Annotated in this window: 24 protein-coding genes and 3 pseudogenes; 25 read left to right on the forward strand and 2 right to left on the reverse strand. The window is 48.2% G+C overall.

All coding sequences use genetic code 11. The features are described from left to right. The first annotated feature begins 189 nt into the window (after positions 1-189). From XI25_RS23985 to XI25_RS24035, 12 genes are all read left to right on the forward strand, one after another. Positions 190-699 carry a DUF6773 family protein gene (locus XI25_RS23985; protein ID WP_046680588.1) on the forward strand — a complete coding sequence of 170 codons (510 nt, stop codon included), beginning with the start codon at positions 190-192 and terminating at the stop codon, positions 697-699. Positions 700-720: 21 nt separating this feature from the next. Further along, complete coding sequence (locus XI25_RS23990; protein WP_046680589.1) at positions 721-918, forward strand: helix-turn-helix transcriptional regulator; 198 nt, start codon at positions 721-723, stop codon at positions 916-918. A gap of 45 nt (positions 919-963) precedes the next feature. Continuing rightward, a complete protein-coding gene (locus XI25_RS35245) occupies positions 964-1,647 on the forward strand; it encodes an erythromycin esterase family protein (protein WP_152669212.1) in 684 nt (227 codons plus the stop codon). 128 nt (positions 1,648-1,775) lie between these two features. Continuing rightward, on the forward strand, positions 1,776-2,390 hold the full coding sequence (locus XI25_RS35250) for an erythromycin esterase family protein (RefSeq protein ID WP_235440149.1): 615 nt from the start codon (positions 1,776-1,778) through the stop codon (positions 2,388-2,390). 250 nt (positions 2,391-2,640) lie between these two features. Further along, positions 2,641-3,018 (forward strand): VOC family protein, encoded by a 378-nt coding sequence (locus XI25_RS24005; RefSeq protein WP_046680590.1) that lies wholly within the window; start codon positions 2,641-2,643, stop codon positions 3,016-3,018. Between the two features lie 121 nt (positions 3,019-3,139). Further along, a complete protein-coding gene (locus XI25_RS24010; RefSeq protein ID WP_082112485.1) occupies positions 3,140-4,357 on the forward strand; it encodes a phosphoenolpyruvate hydrolase family protein in 1,218 nt (405 codons plus the stop codon). Positions 4,358-4,499: 142 nt separating this feature from the next. Next, the gene (locus XI25_RS37030; protein WP_442950431.1) at positions 4,500-5,132 is read left to right on the forward strand and encodes a Tm-1-like ATP-binding domain-containing protein; all 633 of its coding nucleotides are present in this window, start codon (positions 4,500-4,502) and stop codon (positions 5,130-5,132) included. Continuing rightward, on the forward strand, positions 5,077-5,730 hold the full coding sequence (locus XI25_RS37035) for a hypothetical protein (protein WP_442950432.1): 654 nt from the start codon (positions 5,077-5,079) through the stop codon (positions 5,728-5,730). The genes XI25_RS37030 and XI25_RS37035 overlap by 56 nt, the downstream gene beginning before the upstream one ends. 20 nt (positions 5,731-5,750) lie before the next feature. Next, entirely contained in the window at positions 5,751-6,581 is an 831-nt protein-coding gene (locus XI25_RS24020; RefSeq protein WP_046680591.1) for a phosphoenolpyruvate hydrolase family protein, read from the forward strand. A 113-nt stretch (positions 6,582-6,694) separates the two neighbouring features. After that, on the forward strand, positions 6,695-7,210 hold the full coding sequence (locus XI25_RS24025; RefSeq protein ID WP_046680592.1) for a DUF6886 family protein: 516 nt from the start codon (positions 6,695-6,697) through the stop codon (positions 7,208-7,210). A 269-nt stretch (positions 7,211-7,479) separates the two neighbouring features. Beyond that, the gene (locus XI25_RS31615) at positions 7,480-8,139 is read left to right on the forward strand and encodes a stalk domain-containing protein (protein ID WP_052759738.1); all 660 of its coding nucleotides are present in this window, start codon (positions 7,480-7,482) and stop codon (positions 8,137-8,139) included. Then, positions 8,140-8,370: a hypothetical protein gene (locus XI25_RS24035; protein WP_046680593.1), complete on the forward strand. Its 231-nt coding sequence runs from the start codon at positions 8,140-8,142 to the stop codon at positions 8,368-8,370. It abuts the gene before it with no gap. An 86-nt stretch (positions 8,371-8,456) separates the two neighbouring features. Here XI25_RS24035 and XI25_RS24040 read toward each other — a convergent pair whose 3' ends face one another. Next, positions 8,457-9,302, reverse strand: a complete 846-nt coding sequence (locus XI25_RS24040; RefSeq protein WP_046680594.1) for an AraC family transcriptional regulator — start codon at positions 9,300-9,302, stop codon at positions 8,457-8,459. Positions 9,303-9,527: 225 nt separating this feature from the next. On the opposite strand from XI25_RS24040, the gene XI25_RS31620 reads away from it, so the two are divergent. The 7 genes and pseudogenes from XI25_RS31620 (at position 9,528) to XI25_RS24075 (ending at position 18,486) form a co-directional block, all read left to right on the forward strand. Further along, entirely contained in the window at positions 9,528-13,307 is a 3,780-nt protein-coding gene (locus XI25_RS31620) for a glycosyl hydrolase family 8 (RefSeq protein ID WP_235440150.1), read from the forward strand. A 4-nt stretch (positions 13,308-13,311) separates the two neighbouring features. After that, positions 13,312-13,989, forward strand: a complete 678-nt coding sequence (locus XI25_RS35255; RefSeq protein WP_235440152.1) for a fibronectin type III domain-containing protein — start codon at positions 13,312-13,314, stop codon at positions 13,987-13,989. 323 nt (positions 13,990-14,312) lie between these two features. Continuing rightward, on the forward strand, positions 14,313-15,665 hold the full coding sequence (locus XI25_RS24055; RefSeq protein WP_046680595.1) for an amino acid permease: 1,353 nt from the start codon (positions 14,313-14,315) through the stop codon (positions 15,663-15,665). Between the two features lie 281 nt (positions 15,666-15,946). After that, positions 15,947-16,459 (forward strand): annotated as a pseudogene (locus XI25_RS24060) (GrpB family protein); the annotation flags it as partial. A 556-nt stretch (positions 16,460-17,015) separates the two neighbouring features. Next, positions 17,016-17,582, forward strand: coding sequence for a TetR/AcrR family transcriptional regulator (locus XI25_RS24065; RefSeq protein ID WP_046680597.1), 567 nt, complete (start codon positions 17,016-17,018; stop codon positions 17,580-17,582). Positions 17,583-17,834: 252 nt separating this feature from the next. After that, on the forward strand, positions 17,835-18,278 hold the full coding sequence (locus tag XI25_RS24070) for a VOC family protein (RefSeq protein ID WP_046680598.1): 444 nt from the start codon (positions 17,835-17,837) through the stop codon (positions 18,276-18,278). Positions 18,279-18,288: 10 nt separating this feature from the next. Further along, positions 18,289-18,486, forward strand: coding sequence for a hypothetical protein (locus tag XI25_RS24075; protein WP_046680599.1), 198 nt, complete (start codon positions 18,289-18,291; stop codon positions 18,484-18,486). A gap of 33 nt (positions 18,487-18,519) precedes the next feature. Here XI25_RS24075 and clpP read toward each other — a convergent pair whose 3' ends face one another. Continuing rightward, positions 18,520-19,122 (reverse strand): ATP-dependent Clp endopeptidase proteolytic subunit ClpP, encoded by a 603-nt coding sequence (gene clpP, locus XI25_RS24080; protein ID WP_082112487.1) that lies wholly within the window; start codon positions 19,120-19,122, stop codon positions 18,520-18,522. A gap of 158 nt (positions 19,123-19,280) precedes the next feature. Here clpP and XI25_RS24085 point away from each other — a divergent pair, with 158 nt between their 5' ends. The 6 genes and pseudogenes from XI25_RS24085 to XI25_RS24110 all read left to right on the forward strand — a co-directional run bounded on the left by XI25_RS24085 (position 19,281) and on the right by XI25_RS24110 (position 25,092). After that, positions 19,281-20,012, forward strand: coding sequence for an RNA polymerase sigma factor (locus XI25_RS24085; protein ID WP_052759741.1), 732 nt, complete (start codon positions 19,281-19,283; stop codon positions 20,010-20,012). Positions 20,013-20,503: 491 nt separating this feature from the next. After that, positions 20,504-21,214 (forward strand): N-acetylmuramoyl-L-alanine amidase family protein, encoded by a 711-nt coding sequence (locus tag XI25_RS24090; protein WP_235440154.1) that lies wholly within the window; start codon positions 20,504-20,506, stop codon positions 21,212-21,214. 71 nt (positions 21,215-21,285) lie between these two features. Beyond that, a pseudogene (locus XI25_RS24095) lies at positions 21,286-22,086 on the forward strand (polysaccharide deacetylase family protein). A gap of 121 nt (positions 22,087-22,207) precedes the next feature. Then, positions 22,208-22,865 (forward strand): annotated as a pseudogene (locus tag XI25_RS24100) (response regulator transcription factor). Positions 22,866-22,869: 4 nt separating this feature from the next. Beyond that, entirely contained in the window at positions 22,870-24,309 is a 1,440-nt protein-coding gene (locus tag XI25_RS24105) for a sensor histidine kinase (protein WP_046680602.1), read from the forward strand. 165 nt (positions 24,310-24,474) lie between these two features. Further along, positions 24,475-25,092 (forward strand): hypothetical protein, encoded by a 618-nt coding sequence (locus XI25_RS24110; protein WP_052759742.1) that lies wholly within the window; start codon positions 24,475-24,477, stop codon positions 25,090-25,092. Positions 25,093-25,211 lie beyond the last annotated feature (119 nt).

Below are 25,211 nucleotides of genomic sequence, written 5' to 3' on the forward strand. Positions count from 1 at the left end.
GTACCTCAACGGGCAGTTTTTAGGTAAATGGAGGAAGTTTCTTTAGCGCAATCGGAACGATTCAGGGTATGTTAGGTTGTTGAAAACCAGTATATCTAACTTTTTGACATATATATATTGCATTTTGGAATGTAATGGATATAATAAACAGGAGGGATTTACCAGTCATCAAGAGAAAGGAGGCTTAATATGAAGTGGCTGAACAGGCGCAAGGTTGAAGATGAGCGCATCGTTAACATGAAGAACAAAATCTACAAAGAAGCTTACCTATTGATCGTGAGCATCTGCATGATTTCGGTTATAGTGAAAAGTTTTACGCTAAGCGATTGGACGTCGTCATTGCCGGAGATTGCCATTATCCTTGCCGGGAGTCTGTACGCCGGTATTCGAATCGTGCTTCTCGGCATCTATTCGGACGAGGTTGAAGTCCACGACAGCAGCAGCAAAATTAAGTTCAATACGCGTATCATGCTCTGGGGGATAGGGAGCGGAATATTTTTGGCGCTGTTTTTCGGTATCCGGAGTGCAATCCTGTTTGGAGACGGCAGCTTAACAACGGGGCTGCGGTATTTCTTTTTGGTCAGTCTCATATCGCTTTTGATCTATATTCCACTTTTTGCGGGCGTCCTCGTGTTGTCCCATCAACTGGCCAATAAAGCGAGTCAGAAGATTTCCCGGAAAGATCAACTGGATTCATGAGTAAGGGGCGGGTAATTTTCCATGAAAAATATCAAAATGAAAATGGCCCGGGTAGAAAAGGACCTTTCCCAGGAAGAATTAGCGCAACTCGTGGGCGTCTCCAGGCAAACGATCGGTTTAATTGAACTGGGAAAATACAATCCCAGCCTTAGCCTCTGCATTGCCATATGCAAAACATTGTCTCGGACGTTAAATGATCTGTTTTGGGATGAGGAATAGACGATTTGACCGTATGACGGTAACCTTAATAGGGGGAAATAACAAATGTTAAAACAAAAGACAGGAAAGATATTAACCGCGTGCATGTTAACGGCTTCGATCATTGGGGGTATCGTGTTTACAAGCAGCAGCGCTTATGCCGCATCAGAAGCCGTACAAGGCAAGGTTTCGGAAGTCCGGACATCCAAGGACGCCATAACGGAATGGGAGTCTTGGATGAAAGACCATGCCTACAAGCTGGAGTCCATCCAACCTGTCGGCACCAAGGGAGGGGAAGGGCAGTTCAAGGATTTGGAGATGCTGAAGCCCTTGCTGCATGATAAGCGCATTGTTTTTCTGGGAGAAAGCTCTCACGGCGTAGGCGAATTCAATTTGGCGAAGACCCGTCTGGTCCAATTTTTGCATCAGGAAATGGGATACAATGTGCTCGCTTTCGAGAGCGGATTGGGCAATGCTTCGATTGCCTATGGCACATCGGGTACGCAAAATGCGGAACAGACGATGAAGGATTCCATCTTTGGCGTGTGGTGGAGCAAAGAGATATTGCCGTTATTCGAATACATAAAAACAACACAAGCTTCGGAACAGCCGCTGGCGCTTACCGGCTTTGACATGCAGTTCCAGTCCCCGCTCCTTGACGGAAAATGGCTGAAGGACGATAAGCTGGCACAGCGTCTGCAAGACGCGGAAAAAAAAGCTTTCCGAGTATGCCAATGGAACGGATCTTAAAGCTTACCGATCAGAGAAGGCTCAGTTGATTCAAGTGTACAAGGATGTGCTTCAAGCTACGAAATCCGAATCAAGCCAAGGACTTTTGAAAAAAAAACTATCCGAACAATCCCAAGCTGCCCGTTCTTTTGGAGCGAAGCCTGAATGACCGGATCTCCGTGGCGCAGGAATACGTGGAAATATCCATTCAATCGAATGCGGGAATGGGCGAGGGGGATTATACCTGGTTCCTGAAGTCCATGGAATGGCGCGATAAGGCGATGCTGGACAATCTGATTTGGCTTGCGACAGACGTGTATCCGACTGAAAAATTTATCGTCTGGGCGCATAATGATCATATCCGAAAAGCGCAGAGCGAAGTGATGGGTTCTCCGTATCCCGTGAAATTGATGGGCGAAATGCTTCCGGATGAATGGAAAAAATACAGCTACGTGCTGGGACTGTACGCCGCCGGCGGAAAGACGTCCGACAATTCCGGAAAAACGCATGACGTTCTCCCGCTGGAGCCCGGATCGGTTGAGTCCATTATCTCTGCCGCCGGATCGCCTTACACCTTCATTGATTTGCGTTACCGCAACAATGAACGGGGGAACTCCTGGATGTTTGAACCGCGATATTCTTACAGTTGGGGCATGATTCCCGAAAGCCTGGTTCCGCGTGATCAATATGACGGCATTCTCCTTCTTGATGATGTGAATCCGCCGCAATATATCAGATCGTCCTCTTCAAAAACTGCCGAATAAGCAATTATCCTTTTATTTCTTAAATTGCTCTTGATCGTGACTGCTCACAAAAGGCAAGGAACAGCTTTTGCTGCTCCTTGCCTTTTGTTAAGATATCAGAAAGTATAAGCTTCGGTTACGCGGCTTCCTGATATCGCAAGAAAAATTTCCTCTAAACGCGGTCTGTCTTCTGAGAATATACGTCGATAGACGTTTTTTCTTAAAATGTGGTATGGAAATATCTATAATAATTGAAAGCGGGGCGTATTTCATGAGCTTGGGATTGTCACACTGTCTGCAAATATTTCCGACTCCCGATATTAGAGCCACAGCGGGCTTTTACGAAAAAATAGGGTTTAGAACGGTTTTTTACCTCGAAGCAGCCGAGCCGCATGCTTGCCTGTACCGGGATGGAGTGGAAATCGTGTTAACGAAGTCCGCTCTGGAAAAGATCGTTCCGAACCGGATGCAGCACGGATATGGATATGATGCTTATTTTATTGCCCATGACCAAAAAGAACTTGAAGAGGAACTCGCAGCTTTGGGGATCACGATCGTACGTCCTTTATCGACAACGGATTATAACAATCGCGAGTTTGTGTTTGAGGACGTGGACGGACGATGGATCGCGGTCGGAAACAAAATGTAACTTCGTTTTCCGTCTTTCAATCGCGATATACGGCATGTTGGCCATCCCTGTTTTTCTTGGACGTGGCTTTGCTTTGCGGCATTCCCTTATAATAGAGATAATATAGGATAAAGCGGATCAAATGATGATGAATAAGGGGATCATGATGTTGACAACGACCAGAGAACGGATATTGGACCGATTACATAAACAGATCGAAAACCGGGAGCATATCATCGGCGTGGCTGCCGGGGCGGGAATATCGGCCAAATACGCCGCGAAAGGCGGGGCCGACCTCATTTTGGCACTGAATTCCGGACGTTTTCGGCAGATGGGGCTCGGCTCCATTGCAGGCTTGATGCCGTATGCGAACTGCAACGATATGGTGATGGAATTCGGGACGAGGGAGATTCTGTCCATCGTCCGGGATACGCCCGTCATATTCGGTTTATGCGGAACCGATCCGTGTCTTGATCTGCCGTCTTATCTGGAGTCCGTCCGGCAAAGCGGTTTTGCCGGGATCATCAATTACCCGACCCTGGGATTAATCGACGGGAAATTTCGGGAAGCGCTTGAAGAAGAGGGAATGTCCTACTTGCAGGAAGTTGAGGCTGTCCGTTTGGCTCATGGGTCAGGCATGTTCACGATGGCCTTTGTTTTTAATGCGGAGCAGGCGGGTTTCATGCTTGAAGCGGGGGCCGATGTCATCTGCGCCCATTTGGGCGTGACCGCAGGGGGTCAGATGGGCACGAAAAAGGTATTTTCCCTGGAAAAAGGGGCGGACATCGCCAGGCAGATTTTTGCCGTGTGCGACAAATCCGGCCGAAAGCCGATCAAGCTGGTTTATGGCGGTCCGGTCCATACCCCGATCGATGTGCAGTATATGTATGATAACACGTCGGTTATGGGATATGTCGGCGGTTCCAGCTTTGAGCGGATCCCGACGGAAGAGGCGATCGTGGAAACGACCCACCGTTTCAAGGCAACGGGTCATCTGGAGCAAGACAAGCAGCTGATGGACAAGCTTAGCAGGTTGGAAGAGCCGTATGATTATGTCGCTTATGTCAAAGAGTATGTCACGGAGAATTACATGAACAACATTTCGCTCACCGAGCTGGCTGACCGCATTCATGTATCCCGTACGCATTTGAGCGCTCTTTTCAACAAGGAGGTCGGCTGCAGCTTCCCTGAATATATGGCAAAATACCGAATCCATAAAGCGCTCGATATCATGAAGCACAGCAAGCTGCCAATGTCCCGGATCGCGGAGCTGGTCGGCTACCCGGACTATGTCCATTTCAGCAAAACCTTTAAAAAATACGTTGGAGTTTCCCCACAAACTTATCGGCAGCAAACATAAGACAAATATACATAAAGATCGTACAAGGATACGATCCTTTTTTTTATGAAAGCGCTGTAATATGTTCTTGTAGAGATCATACCGGCACTAACGGTCAAGCCGGAAGAGGCTCTCAAAGATGAAGCTGAAGGAGGTTTGAACGGTGAAGACGATTGCCATTGCGGGAACGTTCGATTCCAAGGGCGCAGAGTTTTTGTACGTCAAATCGGTCATTGAAGCCTTGGGATTGAAAACCTTTACGATTCACTGCGGCGTTTTCGAGCCGATGTTTGCGCCGGATATTAATCATATCGAGGTAGCGGAGGCGGCCGGAGTCGATATAAGCGGGATCGCCGAAAGAATGGACCGGGCCGCCGGTACGGAGGCACTGGCCCAAGGGATGGAAAAACTTATTCCCAAGCTGTACGAGGCGGGAAAGTTCGACGGTATTTTGTCTTTTGGGGGTACCGGAGGCACTTCCATCGTAACGGCCGGAATGAGGGCCCTGCCGATCGGCGTTCCCAAGCTGATGGTATCCACCGTCGCATCCGGCAATACGGCTCCATACGTCGGAACAAGCGACATTGTCATGTTTCCGTCCATCGTGGACGTATCAGGCCTCAATTCGTTTTCCACCAAAATATTCACCAATGCCGCCCATGCGATGGCGGGGATGGTTCAGTTCGAGTCAGCGCCGCCGCAGGACAAAAAAGCCTTTAGTTGCGGCGACCATGTTTGGCGTGACCACGCCGTGCATCGATTATGCCAGAGAGCATTTGGAGAAGCATGGCTATGAAGTGCTGGTATTCCATGCCACGGGAACCGGGGGACGGACGATGGAGAGCCTCATCGAAGCCGGTTTTATCGACGGGGTGTTGGACCTGACGACCACGGAATGGTGCGACGAGCTGGTAGGCGGCGTTTTATCCGCAGGTCCTCATCGGCTGGAAGCCGCAGGACGCTGGAAAGTACCTCAAGTGGTATCCACGGGGGCGCTGGATATGGTCAATTTCGGACCTTATGATACGGTGCCAGGAGCTTTCCGGGAACGCAACCTGTACAAACATAATCCTTCGGTCACCTTAATGCGGACCACGGTGGAAGAGAACCGCCGTTTGGGCGAGATACTAGCGGGTAAACTGAATGAAGCGCAGGGGCCGACTGCCCTGATGCTTCCTCTGAAAGGAGTATCCATGCTGGATGTGGAGGGGCAGCCTTTCCGGGGAGCCGAAGAGGACGAAATGCTGTTTAACACGTTAAGAGAGCGGATTAACCGCGAAGCGGTGGAACTGATCGAAATGGATACGGACATTAATGACCGGTCCTTTGCGGTTGCCGCAGCGGATAAGCTGATGGAAATGATGAGACAGCATGAAACAGACGCAAAAAATTGAACACTGGAGGATGAAACATCATGGCGATGAGAACAAGATCTGAGGTATTGGCTAAGTTAAAAGCGGAGGCTGCTGCCGGGAACGTCCTTTTGGGAGCCGGTGCCGGAACGGGAATATCGGCCAAAAGCGCCGAGGCCGGCGGCGTCGATCTGATCATCATATACAATTCGGGACGCTACCGGATGGCCGGCCGCGGATCGCTTGCCGGGTTGATGCCGTACGGCGATGCCAACCAAATCGTGGTGGACATGGGCAACGAGGTGCTTCCTGTCGTAAAGGATACCCCCGTATTGGCGGGAGTCTGCGGCACCGATCCTTTCCGGATCATGGACATCTTTTTAAAGCAGCTGAAGGAGCAGGGCTTTGCAGGGGTTCAGAACTTCCCGACGGTTGGCCTGATTGACGGGGTATTCCGCACGAACCTTGAAGAAACGGGCATGGGGTATGATCTTGAGGTGGAAATGATCCGGAAGGCGCATGAGCTCGATATGCTGACGACGCCGTATGTGTTCGATGCGGATCAGGCGAAGAAAATGGCCGAGGCCGGTGCGGATGTGCTTGTGGCTCATATGGGGCTTACCACCAAAGGAACGATCGGCGCCAAAACCGCATTGACCCTGGATGATTGCGTGGAGAAAATTCAGGCCATTTGCGATGCGGGCAGAGCGGTCAATCCGGACATCATGGTATTGTGTCACGGCGGTCCGATCGCAGAGCCGGAGGATGCCGAGTATGTGCTGTCCCGAACCCAAGGAGTCGAAGGATTTTTCGGCGCTTCCAGCATCGAGCGATTTGCAACGGAGGTTGGCATCAAACAGCAGACGGAAGCTTTTAAGAATATATCCAAATAATCGGTCAGTCCCATATCCCCTTGATGGAAGGCATACCTGTTTGCATCGGTATGTCTTCACATCAAGGGGATTTCTTTATAATATAGGAAGGTATAGGTAAGAGGAGGGCGGCCGTGAATTTATATCATTTTAGCGAAGAAGAGAACATTGAGATTTTTAAGCCGAGGGTTAAAGAAAACCGGAGGGACATGCCTCCGATCGTATGGGCGATTGATGAAGAGCACCAGTTTACTTTTTATTTTCCCAGGGATTGCCCGCGGATCGTATACACCCGGTCCGACGATTTGACGCGGGAGGACGAACGGAGGTTTTTCGGCAATACGGGCGCGGATATTGTGATAACCGTCGAGACGGGCTGGTTCGACCGGATCATGAGCACCACATTATACCGTTATGAGCTTCCCGGGAAGACGTTTGAGCTTTTTGATGCCACAGCCGGCTATTACATATCAAAGGATACGGTTGTGCCGACTGGCAAGCTTGCTATCTCTAACGGGCTTGAGCAATTAATGGCAATGAACATGGATGTACGCTTTACCCCTGATCTGTATCCTCTTCGAGAGGCTGTATTGCAGTCGTCGATCAAGGATTTCGGGATCCATCGATTTGAAAATGCGGTAAAAAGGTAAGGAATGAGGAGAGTCATCCGGCGTGTATACAGACCTTGAACGGTAAGATAGGACAATGGAATGGATATTTTGCCATCGATGATTTCACAATAACGTACTTTACCCCTGACGCTGCTCTCGTGAGCTCGTGAAAATTCGCGTGAAAAATAGAAGAATAATCCTAGAAAAGACTAAGCGTATGGTCCCTTGTGATCCCCTGGTTCTCTTGGTAATCTTTATGAAATCAGATTGATTCCATATCGATTATTTAGGGAATAGGAGTTGTGAGGATGTCCAGAAAACGTTGGTTCGCCGCTTCGATTACGATGGGGATGTTTGTAACAGGCGCTGCAGGCGTTTATGCAGGCAGCAAGCTTCAGGAAATCAAAGCTTTTCTCAACCCTGGGATCGGCATCACCGTGAACGGTAAAGACTTCAAACCGGTTGACGACAAAGGCAAGGCGATCGTGCCGATTACTTATGACAATACCACGTACTTGCCAGTAAGAGCTGTATCGGAAGCACTTCAAGTGCCTGTAAAATATGATTCCGCATCCAACAAAGTCCGGATTGGCAGCGGCGTTTCGACGACGCCTGAACCAGGGGAGACCAAGCCGCCGGCCGCGGCATTTGAAAGACCGAAGTATATCCCGGCCGATTTTCCGTTCCCTAAAGACGCGCAAAAAGTATACCTTCAAGAAAGCGCCGATGGAAAGAAGTCGGTCATGTATATTTACAAGACCAAAGCAGAACTCGCCACATTGGATGAAATGTATAACTCCTATTTGAAGAGCAAAAAGTATAACAACTTGCTCAACTCGTCAAACAAAAACAGTTTGTCGATTATGGGAGACAGCGCCACCGAAAGCGCCATGATATCGAGCGAATCGACCGGATCCAGGGATGCTGATGGTTATATCGAAATTTCCGTCAACTGGAGCGAGTTATAATTGAAATTTGAAGTGAATGACGTGGATATTTTTGGATCCGGGATGACCGAGCTTGTCGATATCAATGTCGATAAGAAAATTGATGATCTGATTGGCAACGTCATTCCGGCAAGTGATGAAATCATCGTTCGTTTTGAGGATATATCCAATAAATCGACGGATTATACTTTAACCAAGAAGCAGAAACAAACGGTAGCAGATATCATCGAATACTATAATTACTTAGATTAATTCGCACAGCCAGAAGACTTTATGCACTAATAACATACATCCCAAAGAGCCGAATTCCCTTAAAGGAATTCAGGCTCTTTGTTGTTTTACAGCCGTATATCCGCCTGTGGATTTTTGCGGAATTTCAAGGGAGAAAGACCGATTATGTTTTTAAACGTCCGGCCGAAATGGGTTAAATTCTCGAAACCGACGCTTTCGGCAACGGCTGATACTTGCAAATTGGATTCTTTCAACAAATGGCAGGCTTGCTTGATCCGAACATGGTTTACATACTCGATCAGGGTAAACCCCGTCGATTCTTTGAAGGTCCGGCTGAGGTGGGAGGGACTGACATGGAACCGGGCAGCGAGATCCTCCAATGTCAGGCGCTCATCATAATGGTGATTGATGAAATGGGCGATATGGGAGATGCGCCGATGAACCCGGTTGGTTGAGGCGTTCATGTATTGACGGCCGCTGTTTAAAATGCGGTGTATGAAAATCAAAAGCTCCGACAGCAGGATTTTGAGGTAGAAATTCGACTCCGGGAAACCGTTTGCCGACTCGGCGGCCATCTTCGCAAAAATGCCTTCGACATAGCCCTGCTCCTGACCCTTTAGCCGGATGGAGCCGGAACCGGACTGGAATGGTGACAGCGGATGAAAAGACGATTCCTCGGTCAACAACCCGCCTAAAAACTCTTCTTTAAAGAGCAGGGCCACTCTTTCAAATGCGGCACCGTTGGGATTGATCAGCCGGTGGCCGTCATTTTTTCGAATGAGCAGCATGGAGCCGCCCACAAGCTGAAACGGCTGGCTTCCGATACAATAATGAAGCTCGCCCGAGACAATATACAGAATTTCATAAGCGTCGTGGTAATGGAACGAAGGAATGCTTGAACGGGATTTGCTCTCTCGGCTGATATAAAAGGGATCGGAATGAAAAAAGTTCATGTCAATCACCTCTCTCGGCAATCCGCAGTTTAATGATGTCCTCATTGTAACCGAAGCCGTTTGAATTGTTAATCAAAATCACAGCAATATATGTTGAAAATGGCGGTTTTTAAATAAGATTCCCCGAGAATCCTTAGGCAAGCATGGGATATATTCAAAAAGCGGGATTCTTAAGAATCCTCAAGCTAAACCGTTCAATTTGAACGGGAAAGGGGCTATCAAAACATGCGAATCAAGAAGAAGAGAGGAAGAAATCCGCAACGAATGTTCATTTTGTTCTTAGCACTTCTATTGATCCCCTGGTCATTCCCGGCAGATTCACATGCCGGCCCCATGGCGGGCAAGCCCGAGCAAGCCTCCGATGAACCGAGGGCAGCGGCCGAAGCCGCAATCGCCGAATGGGTCTTCAAGAACAAGGGAGAAGGCGGAATCCATCCTGCAACCGGAGGACAATACCAGTCTTCTTCGATTCTCCAACAGGTCGGAGGGTATTTCGAATACTTCGACGGTAATGCCAAAGACATCAGCTATCAGGGCTGGGACAAAGGCGAGGGCAAGAAGTACTGGTTGGCAACCGTTTCCACGTCTAATTACAAGAATATCAAATTATCTTCGGAACAAAGCTCTTCCGGTTCCGGTCCCAACGATTTTAAAATGCAGGTAAGCACCGACCGCACGGCCTGGACGGATGTTCCGGGCGGAAACGTGCAGATGAATACCGTTTCCAGCTATAATTGTCCGGGACAATCCTGCAAGCTCAACAAAGTCCCGCTGCCGAATGCGGACGACAAGGATCTGCTGTATATCCGCTGGGTGGTTAACTCCAATAAGCCAACCAACCCCAAAGATAATCCCAAAGGCATTGGATCGGGAGGTTCCAGCAAAATTCGGAACATTCGCGTAACCGGGGAACCGATATCCGGGACAACGCCTGAACAGCCTACCATCGACGTATCCTATTTACCGGAACAAGGTGCGGAAAAGGTATCCGTGACGACGCCGATCGAGGTGAAGTTCAACAAACCGATAACGGTGACCGCCAAACAGGACATCACGGTTCGGGATGGACAGAATCAGCCTGCACCCGGTTTGACCGCCGACGTTATCAATCAAACGACTTTGCGCATCGGGCACGGCGGGTTAGGCAAAGGAAAAGTGTACAAAGTTTCCGTGCCCAAAACCGCAGTCCAAGGAAAAGACGGATCCCCTCTGATCCGGGATATCGAGTGGAGCTTTACGACTCAAGAATCCGTGTCCCAGCCTAAACTTATTAACATGACCTTGAACGGCGATCCCAAAACGAGCATGGCTTTTGCATGGTACACGGATACCTCGGCAGAGACGAAAGTCCAGGTTGCCGAAGCTGCAGGGGGAAGCGGAAACGGGTTTCCGCAAGAGGGGGTTCTTGAATTCACCGGATCCTCCGAGGAAATTTCGACTTATATGACCAAGAGCGACAGATCGACCGGCAAGAAGAAAAAGTTTTTCAGCCATAAAGCGACCGCGAACGGATTAAAGCCGGGAACCGAATATGTATTCCGGGTGGGCGACGGCTCGGCATGGAGCTCCGTCGGATCGTTTAAAACCGATGCCGCGACCTCCCAGCCATATCGCTTTATCGTCGGTTCCGACTCGCAAGCCTCAAGCAAATCGGGTTTTGAGCCATGGGCAGATACGTTCAGGAAAGCCTATGAACACATCGGCAACCCCAAGTTTCTGATCAACGCCGGCGATTTGGTCGATAACGGCGACCTGGAGGAGCAGTGGCAGTGGATGCTGGGGCTCGCGCAGGAGTATCTGATGAAGGTGCCGATCGTTCCCGTACTGGGCGGACACGAGGTCTCGGATTGGGACGGGGATGAAACGACGCCGAACAACAACTTCTACAATCACTTCAATCTGCCCCGGAAAGTGGTGGATGCCACGCATGACGGCTCCGTTTATTCTTTTGAATACGGAGACGCGCTCTACATGGTGTACAACTCGCAGTTTGACGGCAAGCTGAAGGAGGACGGCTCCGTCGACTGGGACGACGATCAGCATGAGCAGTTCTGGAACCAGATCGATTGGATGCGGAATACGGTGGCGAAGACCGATAAGAAGTGGAAATTCGTGACGTTCCATAAGGCGCCTTACGCAGCCGGCGATAATTCCGCGAAATGGGAAGGGGAGCGCGTTAAATTCTACAGAAAACACCTGATTCCCGTTTTTGACGAGCTTGGCATCGATATGGTGTTTGAGGCTCACGACCATATGTATATGCGTTCTTTCCAGATGTACGGAGACAAGGTCATCGATCCGAAAAAGCTGGAGAAGGACGAGGCAGGCAACGTTGTCAATCCTCAGGGAACGGTGTATCTGATGTCGAATGCTTTTGGAAACAAGTTTTACCACAAAAACGAACCGTATGACGACTTCTTCGCGGCGGTCAACAAGCAGCCGGAGAAGAAAATGTTTACGGACGTGTCGGTATCGGATCAAATCCTGAAATTCGATGCCTATACGGCTGCTGTCGAAGATGAAGGGAAGAGCGGATACGGAAAAAATGGGCTGAAGGTATACGATCATTACGGCATCAAACGAACGGACACCAAACCGGATCCCGTGGAGGAGGCCAAGGTTAAACTTCAAGGGACCAAGGCTACGTTGACCTGGAAGGCGCCTTCCTCCAGCAAAGAGCAGGTAAGGGGATTCCGGATTTATGAGCAGGATGACAAAGTCGGCAAGCATTGGAGCCTCTACGTCCCGGTGAAGTCGGGAACGTCGCAATACAGCGCCGTTATCGACAAGTTGAATCCGGAGATCCAATATAACCTGGTGATCAAGTCCGTCGGCAGAAGAGACAATTCCAGTCCGGTCACGGCAAGCACATCGGATCAGACCGGGGGGAATGAACCTCCTTCTGTACCGGAGGGTTTGGCAGGCAAAGGGGTATCTCCATTCCAAATCGACCTGACCTGGAAAGCGCCTGCCGGCAAGGCGCCGGAACGTTATGATGTTTACCGCAACGGAACCCGTATTGGATCAACCAAGGAAATGGCCTATAACGATACCGGCCTGAAACCCGATACGGAATATTCGTACAAGGTGAAAGCCGTCAACGCGGGTGGTGCCGAGTCGCTGCCGACGGAAGAAATCCGATTGAAAACGATGCCTTCTTCGCAAGGCACCGCGCCATATAAGCCATTCCCGCAGCATACGGCTTACGCCTCCGGCTCGATCAAGCCGAACCATTTGCAACAATCGCAACTGGATGCAACCGTCACCCGGCTGTACGATGAGTGGAAGCAGAAATACTTGAAGAAGAAGCCGTATCTTCAAACAACGGAGCCGGACCAGTTCTACGTCTGGTATGCCGACGGGGACTGGTTCGAGGAGGAGTATGATAAGGAGCTTGATGTCAAGTATAGAGCGATGACCGTTTCCGAAGCACACGGATACGGGATGCTGATCACCGCCTACATGGCGGGTCACGATCCTAAGGCCAAGGCTTATTTTGACGGATTATATCGTTATTTCAGAGCGCATCCGAGCAAGATCAACCCGGAGCTTATGGCATGGAAACAGGGCGATACAGGAAAAGCCGTCGTGAATGTCAGCGGAGTTGATTCGGCCACGGACGGAGATATGGATATCGCCTACGCCCTGCTCCTTGCCGACCGCCAGTGGGGAAGCGACGGCGAGATCAACTACCTGGCCGAAGCCAAAAAAGTGATCAACGCCATCATGAAGAGCGATGTCAATCACACCGAGTGGACTTTGAAGCTTGCCGACTGGGTAACCGACGACGATGCCAAATACGGCAGCGCAACGCGTCCTTCCGATTTTATGCTTCAGCATTTGAAGGACTTCCGAAACGTGAGCGGCGACGCCAATTGGGACCGCGTCATCGACAAAACCTATTCCGTCAGCGAAGGAATGTACAAAAAAATTCAGTCCGAATGCGGGGCTGCTTCCCGACTTTGTGGTCAAGAAAAACGGCAGTTATGCTCCGGCAGAACCTGAATTCTTGGAGTCCGAAACGGACGGCGATTTCAGCTACAACTCGTCGCGCATTCCTTGGCGGATCGGTACCGACGCTCTCTTGACCGGAGATGCCCGTGCCAAGGAGCAGTTGAACCAAATGACGTCTTGGATCCGCCAGGTGACCGGGGATGATCCAAGCAAAATCCATGGCGGTTACAAGTTGGACGGTTCGAACCCGCTCGTGGATTATACGGATATCGCGTTTTCCTCCCCGATGATGGTCAGCGCGATGATCGACCCGGCCAATCAGGATTGGCTCAACCGTTTGTGGGATCACAATGCCTCGATCTCCACGAGCGATGACGTCTATTTTGGCAATACCCTGCGTCTCTTAACTATGATTGTCGTCTCGGGCAACTGGTGGTCGCCGACCATCGCGGACACCGAAGCGCCGATACAGCCAACCATCGAAAAAGCGGCCGCGGTATCCGGCTCATCCGTAGAACTGAAATGGGCTCCTTCTTTCGATAATGCGGGAATTGCGGAGTATAAGATTTACCGTAACAACTCCGTCATCGGAACGTCGAAGACAACCGATTTCAAGGATAGCGGATTGACGCCGAATACAACATATCATTATTTTATCGTGGCGTACGATACGGCCGGCAACATGTCCAAAATCAGCAATGTAAGGATTGTCTCGACCGGAGGCCATGAATGAAAGCCGGAATGATCAAGCCATGCCGTTCAATCCTGCAGTGAAAGCATGATCTGCCGGCAATCATAACGAGAAGAATAAAGGGCCCGGGGCATCCCGGGCCCTTTATTATCACCCCGGAGAACTTTTTTATCGTCGATTATTTCATTTGTTCATAAAGTACGCAGGCGCGACCGTTATCGGCGCGATCAAGGATGCGGGGTTGATTAACGGCATGTTGACGCACTTCTTCCAACATTCTTGCTAATTTCTAAGAGTTGTTTCCTTTGCCGAAAAGGTTATACTTATCAATAGGTTGATTAGATAGTCATCAGGGGGATATGTACATGGCAATGCGGGAAGAAGATTCATTACAGAAAAAATTGAGGCCAAGGCATATCAGCTTTATGGCTATGGGCGGGGTCATCGGCACCGGGATATTTAAAGGCAGTGCCGAGACGATCAGTCTCGCCGGTCCGGGCGTTATTTTCTCTTATATCTTTGCGGGACTGCTCCTTCTGGTCGTTATGGGAGCGATGACGGAAATGGCCACGGTATATCCGGGCCGCAACATGAAAGACTTTGTCCGGGAAGCCTTTGGAGAGCGGGTTTCTTTTGTCATGGGCTGGATGTATTGTTTCATGTGGCTGTCGGTATGCGTGATTGAAGTGATTGCGGCAGGCAGCTTTCTGCAATACTGGTTTCCGGATGTACCGCTGTGGGTGCTGAGCCTTGGAAGCGCGGCGCTGATCATTTTCATCAACATGATGAGCGTCGGAAGCTTTGGCGAAGTGGAATTCTGGCTTGCAGGGATAAAAATCGCCATGATTATTATTTTTATCGTGCTGGGAAGCTTTCTTATGTTTGGCATAATTCCGAGTGCGGATACCCCGTACCTTCAGAATTTTACCGCTTACGGCGGGTTTTTGCCCAATGGATGGCTCGCCATATTTTCGGCCCTGCTGGTCGTGACCTTTTCGTATGGAGGCTCGGAGCTGATCGGCCTCACGTTAACCGAAACCGAAAATGCGGAGAAAATCCTGCCTAAAGTCGTGCGCAACTTTATTTTAAGGGTGATTTTGTTTTTTACGCTGCCGATCCTGATCATTTGCGGATTGATTCCGTGGAACCAGCTGGGGGGAGAGGCGAGTCCGTTCGTTCAGGTGTTGTCCGCTGCGGGACTGCAGGGAACCGCCCACATTATGAATTTCATATTGGTAACGGCCGTGCTGTCGGCAGCCAACTCCGGCATCTATGGCGCGACGCGCATGATTTACTCCATGGCAGCCGCCGGGGAGGCTCCAAAGAGCCTGGCCAAGACCTCAAACAAAGGTATTCCTCTCAATACGCTGAAACTCTGCGCTGTCATTCTTTTAGCGGGTTCCCTGCTGGGACTGATTGCGCAAGACCAGTTGTTTCGGGTCTTGATGGCTGTTCCGGGCTTTGTTGTTGTACTGGTTTGGATCTGCATTTGTCTTTCGCAGCTCAAGCTTCGCAAGGCTTATCCGGCGCAGCCCAGCTTTAAAGTATGGGGATTCCCCTATGTAACCGCCCTTACTGCGCTTTGCCTATCGGTTATCTCGATCCTGTTTCTGGCAGATGGACAGAACCGGGTCAGCATCAGCGTATGTCTGTCCGTCCTGCTGATATTGGTTGTCTGGTCTTTCATGAAATTCAGGACCGGGAGCAAAAACGGATAACCGATCGGATCCCGGACTCAACGGATGCGGCGAATGAAGCCGTCTCAACGGGCAAAACGGATGATGTACTGCCATCCGTTATTAAGCCGTCATGCACAATTCCAAAGACATGACAACTGGCGGTACGGAGAAACGGCGGCACGGGAACGAATCCTCTGCCGCCTTTTATTTAACATAGGCTTAGCGATTGGGTTCAGTTGATTATCCCCCCATCCCTTTTTTTTATTAAAAATTTCTAAGGAGATAAAGATGACCGATCTCATTATCGTTGTGTACCCTACAACAGCCTCTGGAAAGATGAATTCAAGGAGATTGGCGGGGCTATAAGGAATGCAATGGGCGGTACTGCGGTTCGTATCGACCATATCGGCTCGACGTCTGTTCCCGGTCTGGATGCAAAGCCTGTAATCGACGTTCAAATCTCCGTGAAATCTTTGGAGTCGATGAATTATCGGCGGATGCTGGATAAACTCGGCTATCATTACCGTTCGGACAATCCCGATCTCAGCAAGCGATATTTTAGAGAAAGCGGAGGCATGCGCAGAACGCATATACATGTGCGGGAAGCCGGAAGCTGGTCGGAGCAGCTTCATCTGCTGTTTAGGGATTATTTGCGCGCACACCCCGAGGATTGCCGCTTGTATGCGGATACGAAATACAGATTGATGAACCTATACGGCAATCAGCGTAAAAAGTATGTGGAGGAGAAATCGCCCGTCGTCTGGGAAATCATGAAAAGGGCGCATACATGGAGCCAGGCGGTCGGATGGAGGGCGGGTGAATCCGATATCTAGACTTCAAAGTTTATTGCTTGTTCCCTTGTTTGCAATATCCTATTGGATCGGTTATGGAGTCTATGCATGCGTTTTATGGCTGGGATGGGGACAGGCGGTAAGTCAAGGGGATAACGATTCGTTGCTTTTTTTGGTCCGGGCTGGCTTATAGTGTCGTACTGATTCCTTTATGCCTGCTTACATGTTTTCTGATACATAAACGATGTCGTTTCGTCAAGAGCAAAGGTTGGGGTCTCTTAATATATCCACTGACGTGCAGCCTTTTTTTGTATTTTCCCAACGGGGATGATCCTCGTCGTCTTTGGAGGCGGGAGGCTGATTTCCTCGGAAGCGCTGTTGTTCAATGTTTTTTTTTGGCGCGTCCGCTGCAACTTTTGGCTTGGGATACGGATTGATTGGAGCGTTCATGCCCAGGGGGAGCAATAAGGAACGGAAGCTTTAAGAACGATTGGTTTTGTTTCTATTTCATAAATAACTATAATTGAGGATAAGACGCTTGGAATTTTTTCTCCAATCTCCTTGATGTCGATTCAAATCATGAGGAGCTGAAACGCGAGTGACTAGAGTAAGGTTGGACTTACAGCTTATTCTGCAGACGGCTGCGGAATTGGCGGATACCAACGGATTGGATGAGGTGACCCTTGCTTCGCTTGCCAAGGAGCTTGGTATTCGGTCGCCTTCCTTGTACAACCATGTGAACGGGCTGCCCGGATTGCGACAAAAGCTTGCCCTCTACGGAATGAAAATGCTGACCGAAGCGCTTACGTTTGCGGCTGTAGGCCGTTCGGAAGACGATGCCGTCCATGCGATTGCTAATGCCTACATCCGGTTTGTCCGGGAACATCCCGGTCTATACGACGCCGTGGTCCGAGCTGCGGATTGGGACGATGAAGAAACGGATGCGGCTGCCCGCCAGCCGGTCGAGCTTCTGGTTCGGGTGCTTGGCGGTTACGGATTGAAAGGGGATGCGGCGGTCCATACCGTGAGAGGGCTGCACAGCATGCTGCATGGTTTTGCCTCGCTGGAGCAGACCGGGAACTTCAATATTCCGATCGACCGGGACGAAAGCCTGAGGATGCTCATCGATTTTTTTTCTGAAAGGCATACGCTCGTACGAAAATAAAACATGAAAAAGCTTGACCTGCTCAAGATCGACCGGGCTTCCCGGGTAAAAAGATTGACTTGCTTTCATTTATGAATAAGTCAATCTTTTTAATTTGAGGTATCGAAGCTAGTGAGAGTTTTAACCACGGTTAACTTTAAATGGTATTCAGTCCATCTGCTAGCTTATAATGTTGCTATAAGTATCAGGTAACAACCTGGCTTTATGATTTCAGGTTCGGTCCCGGTACAATCCCATAGCAGGAGGTTTTCCATGATCAACGATTTTTTATTTACGCGAATCGGCTATGTATATGTACCTACTTCCCATCTTGACGAATCGATTGCCTGGTATACGAGCCATCTGGAGTTTAAACTGGTTAATAAATTTGAGGACCGCGGTTCATGGTTGGCGGTGCTTCACCACCCCGGGAAACAATCGATAGCGTTGCTGCTGATTGAGACCGGGGATGCGGCAAGATTGGAAATCACCCGAAACGGCCGGCCTTTTCCGGCGATGGCCATCAACTGCCCGGATATTGAAAAAACGTACAACGCCTTAAAACATCAGGGGGTTGACGTACAGGACCTGCATACTCTTGGGAACGGAGAGGCCAAATATTTTTACTTCAGAGACAATGAGGGGAATTTGCTTGAGGCCGCATGGTCGGTTTGGGATCCTAAGGAGGAAATCAAAGAGGACTTCATTAAGGCATAATATTAAAGAATTGCCGCCGACACCCGACAATACGGCGATGACATTGATCGTGATTTCAACCATTCTCCTTCCGTTTGTCGGTCTTATCGTCGGCGGCGTTGCATCCTTCAGCGACGACCCTAACAAGCAGGATGCAGGCAAAATGCTCCTGATCCTTGGACTCGTCATCCTGATCCTTCAATTCATCCTATTTTTGATTTGGAGATAAGCAGAGTCAATGATGAATGCGCCTCGCGGCGTCTTATTTCGGCTCCAGGACCTCGTCAATAATCCCGTATTCTTTGGCTTCATGGGCGGTCATAAAATAATCCCGGTCCATATCCTTCATCACTTTCTCCACCGGCTGTCCGGTGCGCTCCGACATAATGTTAGCGAGTCTTTCCCGGGTCTTCAGGATTCGCTTGGCGGAGATCTCGATATCGCTGGCCTGCCCCTGAACGCCTCCCAACGGCTGGTGAATCATGATTTCGCTGTTAGGCAGCGCGAAGCGCTTGCCCTTGGCCCCGGCCAAAAGCAAAACGGCTCCGAACGACGCTGCATAACCGGTGCAGATGGTATGGACCTGGGGTTTGATATACTGCATGGTGTCAAACATGCCCAAACCTGCGCTGACCGACCCTCCCGGGCTGTTGATGTACATGAAAATATCCTTATCTGGATCTTCCGCCGCAAGAAACAGCAGCTGGGCGTTAATGCTGTTAGCCAGTTGGTCGTTAATCTCCGAACCGACAAATACGATTCGGTCTTTGAGCAACCGGGAATAAATATCGTAAGAACGTTCTCCCCGGCTCGTTTGTTCCACAACATAGGGCATAAAATTCATGGTGGTTTCCTCCTTGCTCATTTTGTCATAGCGACATGTAAACGAACGGGGAAGATGAATGGTTACGATGAACCGAAGAAAAAAAAGGGCTATATGTAGCGTAACGAAAAGAACTTCTCATTCGTTTACTTATCAAGCCCCCTGGCGGAAAAACAGAACAAAGGAGCTGACTGTGAAGCATGGCCAAAAAGTTGTATTCGATGGAAAGGCCGAAGGATTGCGATCTGGAGCAGCTGAATGCGCTCCTTAACCGATATTGCTTGTCCCTGACGCAGTCAGTATGGGATTCGGAAGATCTGGTACAGGACACATGGATCAAAACGCTTGAAAAGATCGAAGGCGGCAAGCATGCCAATCCCGAAGCGCTGCTTCTTCGAACCGCCAAAAATACATGGATCGACCAGTTGCGGAGACAAAAGGTGCTTGACCGAATTTTGCAGGAAGAGAGAAATCACCTTCAGGAGGAGAACGTCCTGCACCGGGAATCAGACAGGTTTGACCTAGAGCTGGCGTTTAAAGTGTTATTGGAGCGGTTGTCCCCTCTGCAGCGAACGGTTTTCCTGATGAGGAACGTGTTCGGCTACACCGTCGCGGAAACGGCCAAAGTTCTTCGGACGACGGAGGGAGCCGTCAAGGCGGCCTGCCACCGGGCGTTAAAGGAGCTGCGGGAAGCGGATCGGAATGACGAGAACGCACGACCGGAAATGGCCGAGGAAGAGCATACCAAGGTGCTTTTAAGAACATTGGCGGCCGCATACGAAGCGGGAGACGTTTCCGAGGTATTGAGGCTTGTGCAGGGCGAGGAATCCGTGGCCCACGCCATCGGCATATTCTCGGCCAAATCGCGCCGCGGCATAAATACTTATGTTCATGCTTCTTCGACGCAGGCTGATATGATGATGGCGGCATAGTGGAGAATCAAGGTTGGGGTTAGCGAATGATGAAAGACGGCTGCAGGTTACAGGTGCAGTCGTTTTTTTTTAGAGATAAGAAAGTATAAACTTCAGAGGGTTGCCATCTTTATCTCGCAAGAACCGAGATATTTCTAATGCATCTGGAATTAAAGTTAATTCAATAGATAGTATTTGAAGATAGAATATTGTTACGACGTACAATCGGAAAATATATCGAGCGTATAGCATCCATAGGATTCGGCGGTAGCCGTTTCCTTAGAGATGCTATTTTTGATGGGAATTCAAAACCTGATATGTGGATTATTCGTCAATTTAATTGGTTTTTCAAGGATATGCACCAATATATTCTTGTGTGCTGTCAGTTAAAATCAAATTTTACAACTTCTATACAAGATGATCTAACTTATCATATATCCACCTGCTACACTTGTTGAGTAATTGAGATATCAGCATTCGCCGATCAATCGGAGTGAGGAGATAGCATGAAAATGAAAAACAGAAAACATCGTCAAGGCCGCCAAGCGATAATGGTGGTAATTGTCGTTGCTTTGATAGGAATGATTTGGTCGATCTATGAGCAATTTTCACCCTCGGTTTCCGCCGAGTTGACAGTTCCACCGATCAAAGAAACGGAAATGCCACAACAAATATCCCAACGCTACAAAATCGTGATCGATGCAGGGCATGGAGGCAAGGATCCCGGCGCGGAAGGAGTCAGCGGCAACCATGAGAGAGCGTACACGCTAGCGTTGTCAAAGAAGGTATTCGACCTGCTCCAGCAAGAGCCAATGTTCGAGGCGTACATGACGCGTACGGACGATACCTTTGTCGATCTGGAGGATCGTAACAAATTCGCACACGATCTCGATGCGGATGCTTTGGTCTCCATTCATGGGAACACATATACAGATCCCGATGTATCTGGCACCGAAACATATTATTATGGGGACGATAGTATTCCGTTCGCACACGAGGTGCACGAGCACTTGGTGGAGGCTGCTGGATTCAGGGATCGCGGCGTGAGAAAGGAAGGTTGGAAGATACTGACGGATAGCAACATTCCCGCGATTTTGCTGGAGGTAGGGTTCCTCACGAACCCGAGCGATGAAACGAATATGCTCAGTGAAAGTCATCAGGATCGAACGGCCCAGGGCATAGTGAACGGGATCCAAGATTATTTTACGGATAGAGAAGATTAGAAAGGGGTTAGTGACCCACCTGAAACTTCATGGAAGGGCTAGATAAATAATGAAAATATCACAAAACGACAATAAAAAAAAGTAGGGCAATAAAGGCGAGAAGAAGATTTGTCGTTGTTCTAGCAGCTGGTTTCCTAATGATCTTTTTAATAGGGAAACTCACTGCTGCTCTTGAAGAAGATGTAGCAGCCAAAGAAAATATCGTACAAAGTACCAAACAACCAGCAAAACAAAAAAGATCAGATGGAAAGCCTGGGGACAAAGTTGTTTATTTAACATTTGATGATGGCCCTACTACTTTAACGGATCAATTCTTAGATTTATTAAAAGAGCAAGATATACAAGCAACCTTTTTTTATGCAGGGAGCTAATCTGCAAAAAAAACGATTTACAAGAAAGTGTCAAACGAGCCACAGAAGAAGGCCATTACGTTGGAGCTCATAGTATATCGCATGATTACAAAAAAGCTATACAATAACGGACTGTTTGTATCAGAGATGAAAGAAACATTGTCTCTAATTGAAGATATTACAGGTACAAATCCTAAGTTGGTTCGTCCACCTTATGGTTCAGCACCAGGATTGAAAAGCGAACAAGTTCGTAATTCAGTTGTAAACTCCGGAATTAAAGTTTGGGATTGGACAATTGATTCTAAGGACTGGGATTTAGAAGATAATCCAAACCAAATTGTAAAAAATATCAAAAAGCAAACTAGAATGGACAGAGAAGTTATTCTCATGCATGAAAAACCACAAACCTTACAAGCACTTCCAGAAATAATTGCATTTTACAAGGAAAAAGGATATGAGTTTGCTGTATATAATGACGCTGACCATTTTTCTCTTAATTTCCAAAATGACGAACGTTTGTAAAAGATAATTGGCTCCATGCCAAAGTTAGTGCTTGAACCTAGTACTCGGTTGCAATTTTAATGCGGCTTCTTTATCGTAGCATTAAGATAGTGACTATTATTTGTGTTAGGAGATTCAGAGGATGAGCAAAAAGATTTTGATTGTTGAAGACGACGTTCATATATCCAAAATCATTAAAATGAATCTTAATATCGTGAGCTACGAAACGATGGAGGTTTACGATGGCGAAGCTGCGCTTGAGCTAGTGCAACGGGAAAAGTTCGATCTTATTTTGTTGGATGTCATGATTCCGAAACTGGACGGTTTTGAACTTATGAAGCGAATTAGGCCGTACAATATTCCGGTTATTTTTTTTGACGGCGAAAAACTCGGTTTATAATAAAGTGGACGGGTTGAAGCTGGGGGCTGATGATTACATGGTCAAGCCTTTCGAAGCGATTGAGCTGCTGGCCCGCATAGAAACGGTACTGCGAAGATATAACAAAGAAGAACAGGTGATGGCATTCCAAACCCTTCTCGTCGATCTGGACAAACGGGAAGTAACCAAACAGGGGGAAGTTGTAGAGCTGACTCCAAAAGAATATGATTTGCTTGTCGTTCTGCTGAAAAACAAGAACATCGCCTTATCAAGAGAGCAGTTCATCGATAAAGTATGGGGCGCCGAATATTATGGCGAAACAAGAACGGTCGATATGCATATTAAATCACTGCGCAAAAAACTGGAGTTGCAAGATCACATCAAGACCATTTATAAACTCGGCTATCGGCTGGAGGATTGAGGAGATGAAATTTTGGCAAAAAATTTATGTCTTCTCGATTCTGGTCTTCGTCATTATCTTTAACGCAGCCTCCATTATGGTTATCGAGCGCAGCCACAACAGAATGCTTGAGCAGGAGATCAATAGTGCGTTAAGCCAAAATATGAGTATTCAATCCAGCGTCAACGCGATTGTACCGATCCTTCGCATCTATGATTCCATTGATTACGAGAAAACAGTTTTAACGAGAATCGCTAATGAATTTGTTGGTACAAATAATGAACAACGTGTTTATTTGGATATCAGAAATCAGAAGAATCGGGTGGTCTTCAGTAATACCGATTTCAAAATGCCGACACAACGTGAGGAACTGGGCAAACTGGGCACGGATGAAATCAATTATATTTTACGGGACATCGATGAGCGAACGATCCTGTTTACATCAAATATGGTGGATGTTAACCGTACAAGCTATCTATTTACCTATATGGTAGATGTCACCTCTGTATATCAGGATCGTGTAGATCAGTATCAGTTCTTTGCGCAAGTGGATGTGGCGGCTTGCTTCCTCTATATGTTGATCATGTTTTTTGTAAGCCGGGGACTGACGAGATCGATTGATCGGCTGGGTCGAACGGCTCAGGTCATTGCACAGGGGAATTTCTCCGAACGCGTCCAGTTGAAATCAAAGGACGAAATCGGGATGCTGGCCTATAATTTTAACAATATGGCCGCTGTTGTGGAGGACACCATCACTGAACTTGAACGGAACAATCAAGAAAAACAGCGGTTTATCAATAATTTTACACATGAATTAAATACGCCGCTGACTTCAATTATCGCCTATGCGAATTTTATGAGAACAACCAAATATGATGAGGAAACGTTTCTGGACGGTCTCAATGTGATTTATTCAGAAGGCAAGCGATTACAGATGTTGTCAATGAAGCTGATGAACTTGATTTTGTTGCAAGAGGATAACTTCGAGATGGAATTGTACGATTTGGGAGCGGTTATAGCTGAAATCAAGCCTGCGCTGGACATGATGGCCAAAGAAAAGCAGGTGACTATCGTCACGGAGTGCGAATCGGGCAAACTGAGATTGGAGAAGGATTTGATTAAAGTTCTGATCTTCAATCTGGTGGACAATGCACTCAAAGCTTCGGATGAACAGCAGACCATTATGCTGCGTGTCATATGGCACGATGGGTATTGTGTGCTTGAAGTGATGGATCAGGGCATTGGGATCGCTAAGGAACATCAGGATAAAATTTTTGAACCTTTTTACATGGTGGATAAATCCAGGACAAGAAACGGTAAAGGGGCAGGTCTCGGTCTTGCGTTATGTCAAAGTGTCGCGAGTGTCCACAATGCCGTCATCCGGGTAAACAGCAATGAAAACCAAGGCACTACCATAGAAGTCGTATTCGCGCTTACCCATCCGAAAGGAGGGATAAAGGAATGAACAGGCTTATTTTAGTTATCATTTGTGCGTCGTTCATGATCCTGGCTACAGGGTGCCAGAGTGTTTTCAATACGATCCCCAAAGATACCGTCATGGTTAAAAAAAATAATCAGAGAGAACGAGAATTCTGAGGAGGAATATGAGGGCGTTCTGTCCCAGGATGCGGTGAAGACACTTAGTCTAAATGCTGTAAATAAGTACTTCGATGAAAATTTGACGAAGGACGAGCTTCAATTCGAGTTGGCGGTTATTGATCAGAACAAGTTTAAAGTGATGCTAAATGAGGCGGATAAGGGCCTCGTCGTTATGCCAACAGGGGTTCCAAAAGTGGTTCCAAAACTAAAGGTGAACGATCAAATTGATTTTGCTTCGTATTCTAGCGGCGTGTATTATACGACTCTGACCAAATCGACCCATCCTAATGAAGGCTATCTCATCGTGCTGAATGCGAAGGACGGCGATATCATTAGAGCTGTCAGAAGGCGAGAAACGATACAGGATGATGCCAGGTCTACAGTGGAAGACGATCTATTGGTGAAATATTACATGAACAAAGTTGCTCCTCTCGCAACAGAATTTATTCGGGATAAAGGGAGCTATCCGTTGTCCGAATTAACGCTGAATGAGGACATGACGCGCTCGGGCGGTGTTGTGGAATTGTATTACATGAGCAAGGACGGGGATAAGCTAAAATATGCTGTCACAGCCGATTTGAAACGAAATGAAATTGTCGGTTTCAGCAAGGATGTCATGGCTCTGCTTAGTTACTATTCCAGGCTCTAAGCAGATCCACCTGCCTAACCCGGTGCTGCAAAACCACGCCTACGGTTTTTAGCCGCGATAAACAAAGGACTGTCAGGGAACCATTTACCTCTGACGGTTCTTTTTTTTGTTTTTACAAC

Source organism: Paenibacillus sp. DMB20, assembly GCF_000987955.1.
Classification (GTDB): domain Bacteria; phylum Bacillota; class Bacilli; order Paenibacillales; family Paenibacillaceae; genus Paenibacillus_AQ.

What these genes read in the sequence shown, in the direction of transcription:
- XI25_RS23985 (WP_046680588.1), top strand. Translation starts at nt 190, where the DNA reads ATGAAGTGGCTGAACAGGCGCAAGGTTGAAGATGAGCGCATCGTTAAC.
- XI25_RS23990 (WP_046680589.1), top strand. Translation starts at nt 721, where the DNA reads ATGAAAAATATCAAAATGAAAATGGCCCGGGTAGAAAAGGACCTTTCC.
- XI25_RS35245 (WP_152669212.1), top strand. Translation starts at nt 964, where the DNA reads ATGTTAAAACAAAAGACAGGAAAGATATTAACCGCGTGCATGTTAACG.
- XI25_RS24005 (WP_046680590.1), top strand. Translation starts at nt 2,641, where the DNA reads ATGAGCTTGGGATTGTCACACTGTCTGCAAATATTTCCGACTCCCGAT.
- XI25_RS24010 (WP_082112485.1), top strand. Translation starts at nt 3,140, where the DNA reads ATGATGATGAATAAGGGGATCATGATGTTGACAACGACCAGAGAACGG.
- XI25_RS24020 (WP_046680591.1), top strand. Translation starts at nt 5,751, where the DNA reads ATGGCGATGAGAACAAGATCTGAGGTATTGGCTAAGTTAAAAGCGGAG.
- XI25_RS31615 (WP_052759738.1), top strand. Translation starts at nt 7,480, where the DNA reads ATGTCCAGAAAACGTTGGTTCGCCGCTTCGATTACGATGGGGATGTTT.
- XI25_RS24040 (WP_046680594.1), bottom strand. Translation starts at nt 9,302, where the DNA reads ATGAACTTTTTTCATTCCGATCCCTTTTATATCAGCCGAGAGAGCAAA.
- XI25_RS31620 (WP_235440150.1), top strand. Translation starts at nt 9,528, where the DNA reads ATGCGAATCAAGAAGAAGAGAGGAAGAAATCCGCAACGAATGTTCATT.
- XI25_RS24055 (WP_046680595.1), top strand. Translation starts at nt 14,313, where the DNA reads ATGGCAATGCGGGAAGAAGATTCATTACAGAAAAAATTGAGGCCAAGG.
- XI25_RS24070 (WP_046680598.1), top strand. Translation starts at nt 17,835, where the DNA reads ATGATCAACGATTTTTTATTTACGCGAATCGGCTATGTATATGTACCT.
- clpP (WP_082112487.1), bottom strand. Translation starts at nt 19,122, where the DNA reads ATGAGCAAGGAGGAAACCACCATGAATTTTATGCCCTATGTTGTGGAA.
- XI25_RS24085 (WP_052759741.1), top strand. Translation starts at nt 19,281, where the DNA reads ATGGCCAAAAAGTTGTATTCGATGGAAAGGCCGAAGGATTGCGATCTG.
- XI25_RS24090 (WP_235440154.1), top strand. Translation starts at nt 20,504, where the DNA reads ATGAAAAACAGAAAACATCGTCAAGGCCGCCAAGCGATAATGGTGGTA.
- XI25_RS24105 (WP_046680602.1), top strand. Translation starts at nt 22,870, where the DNA reads ATGAAATTTTGGCAAAAAATTTATGTCTTCTCGATTCTGGTCTTCGTC.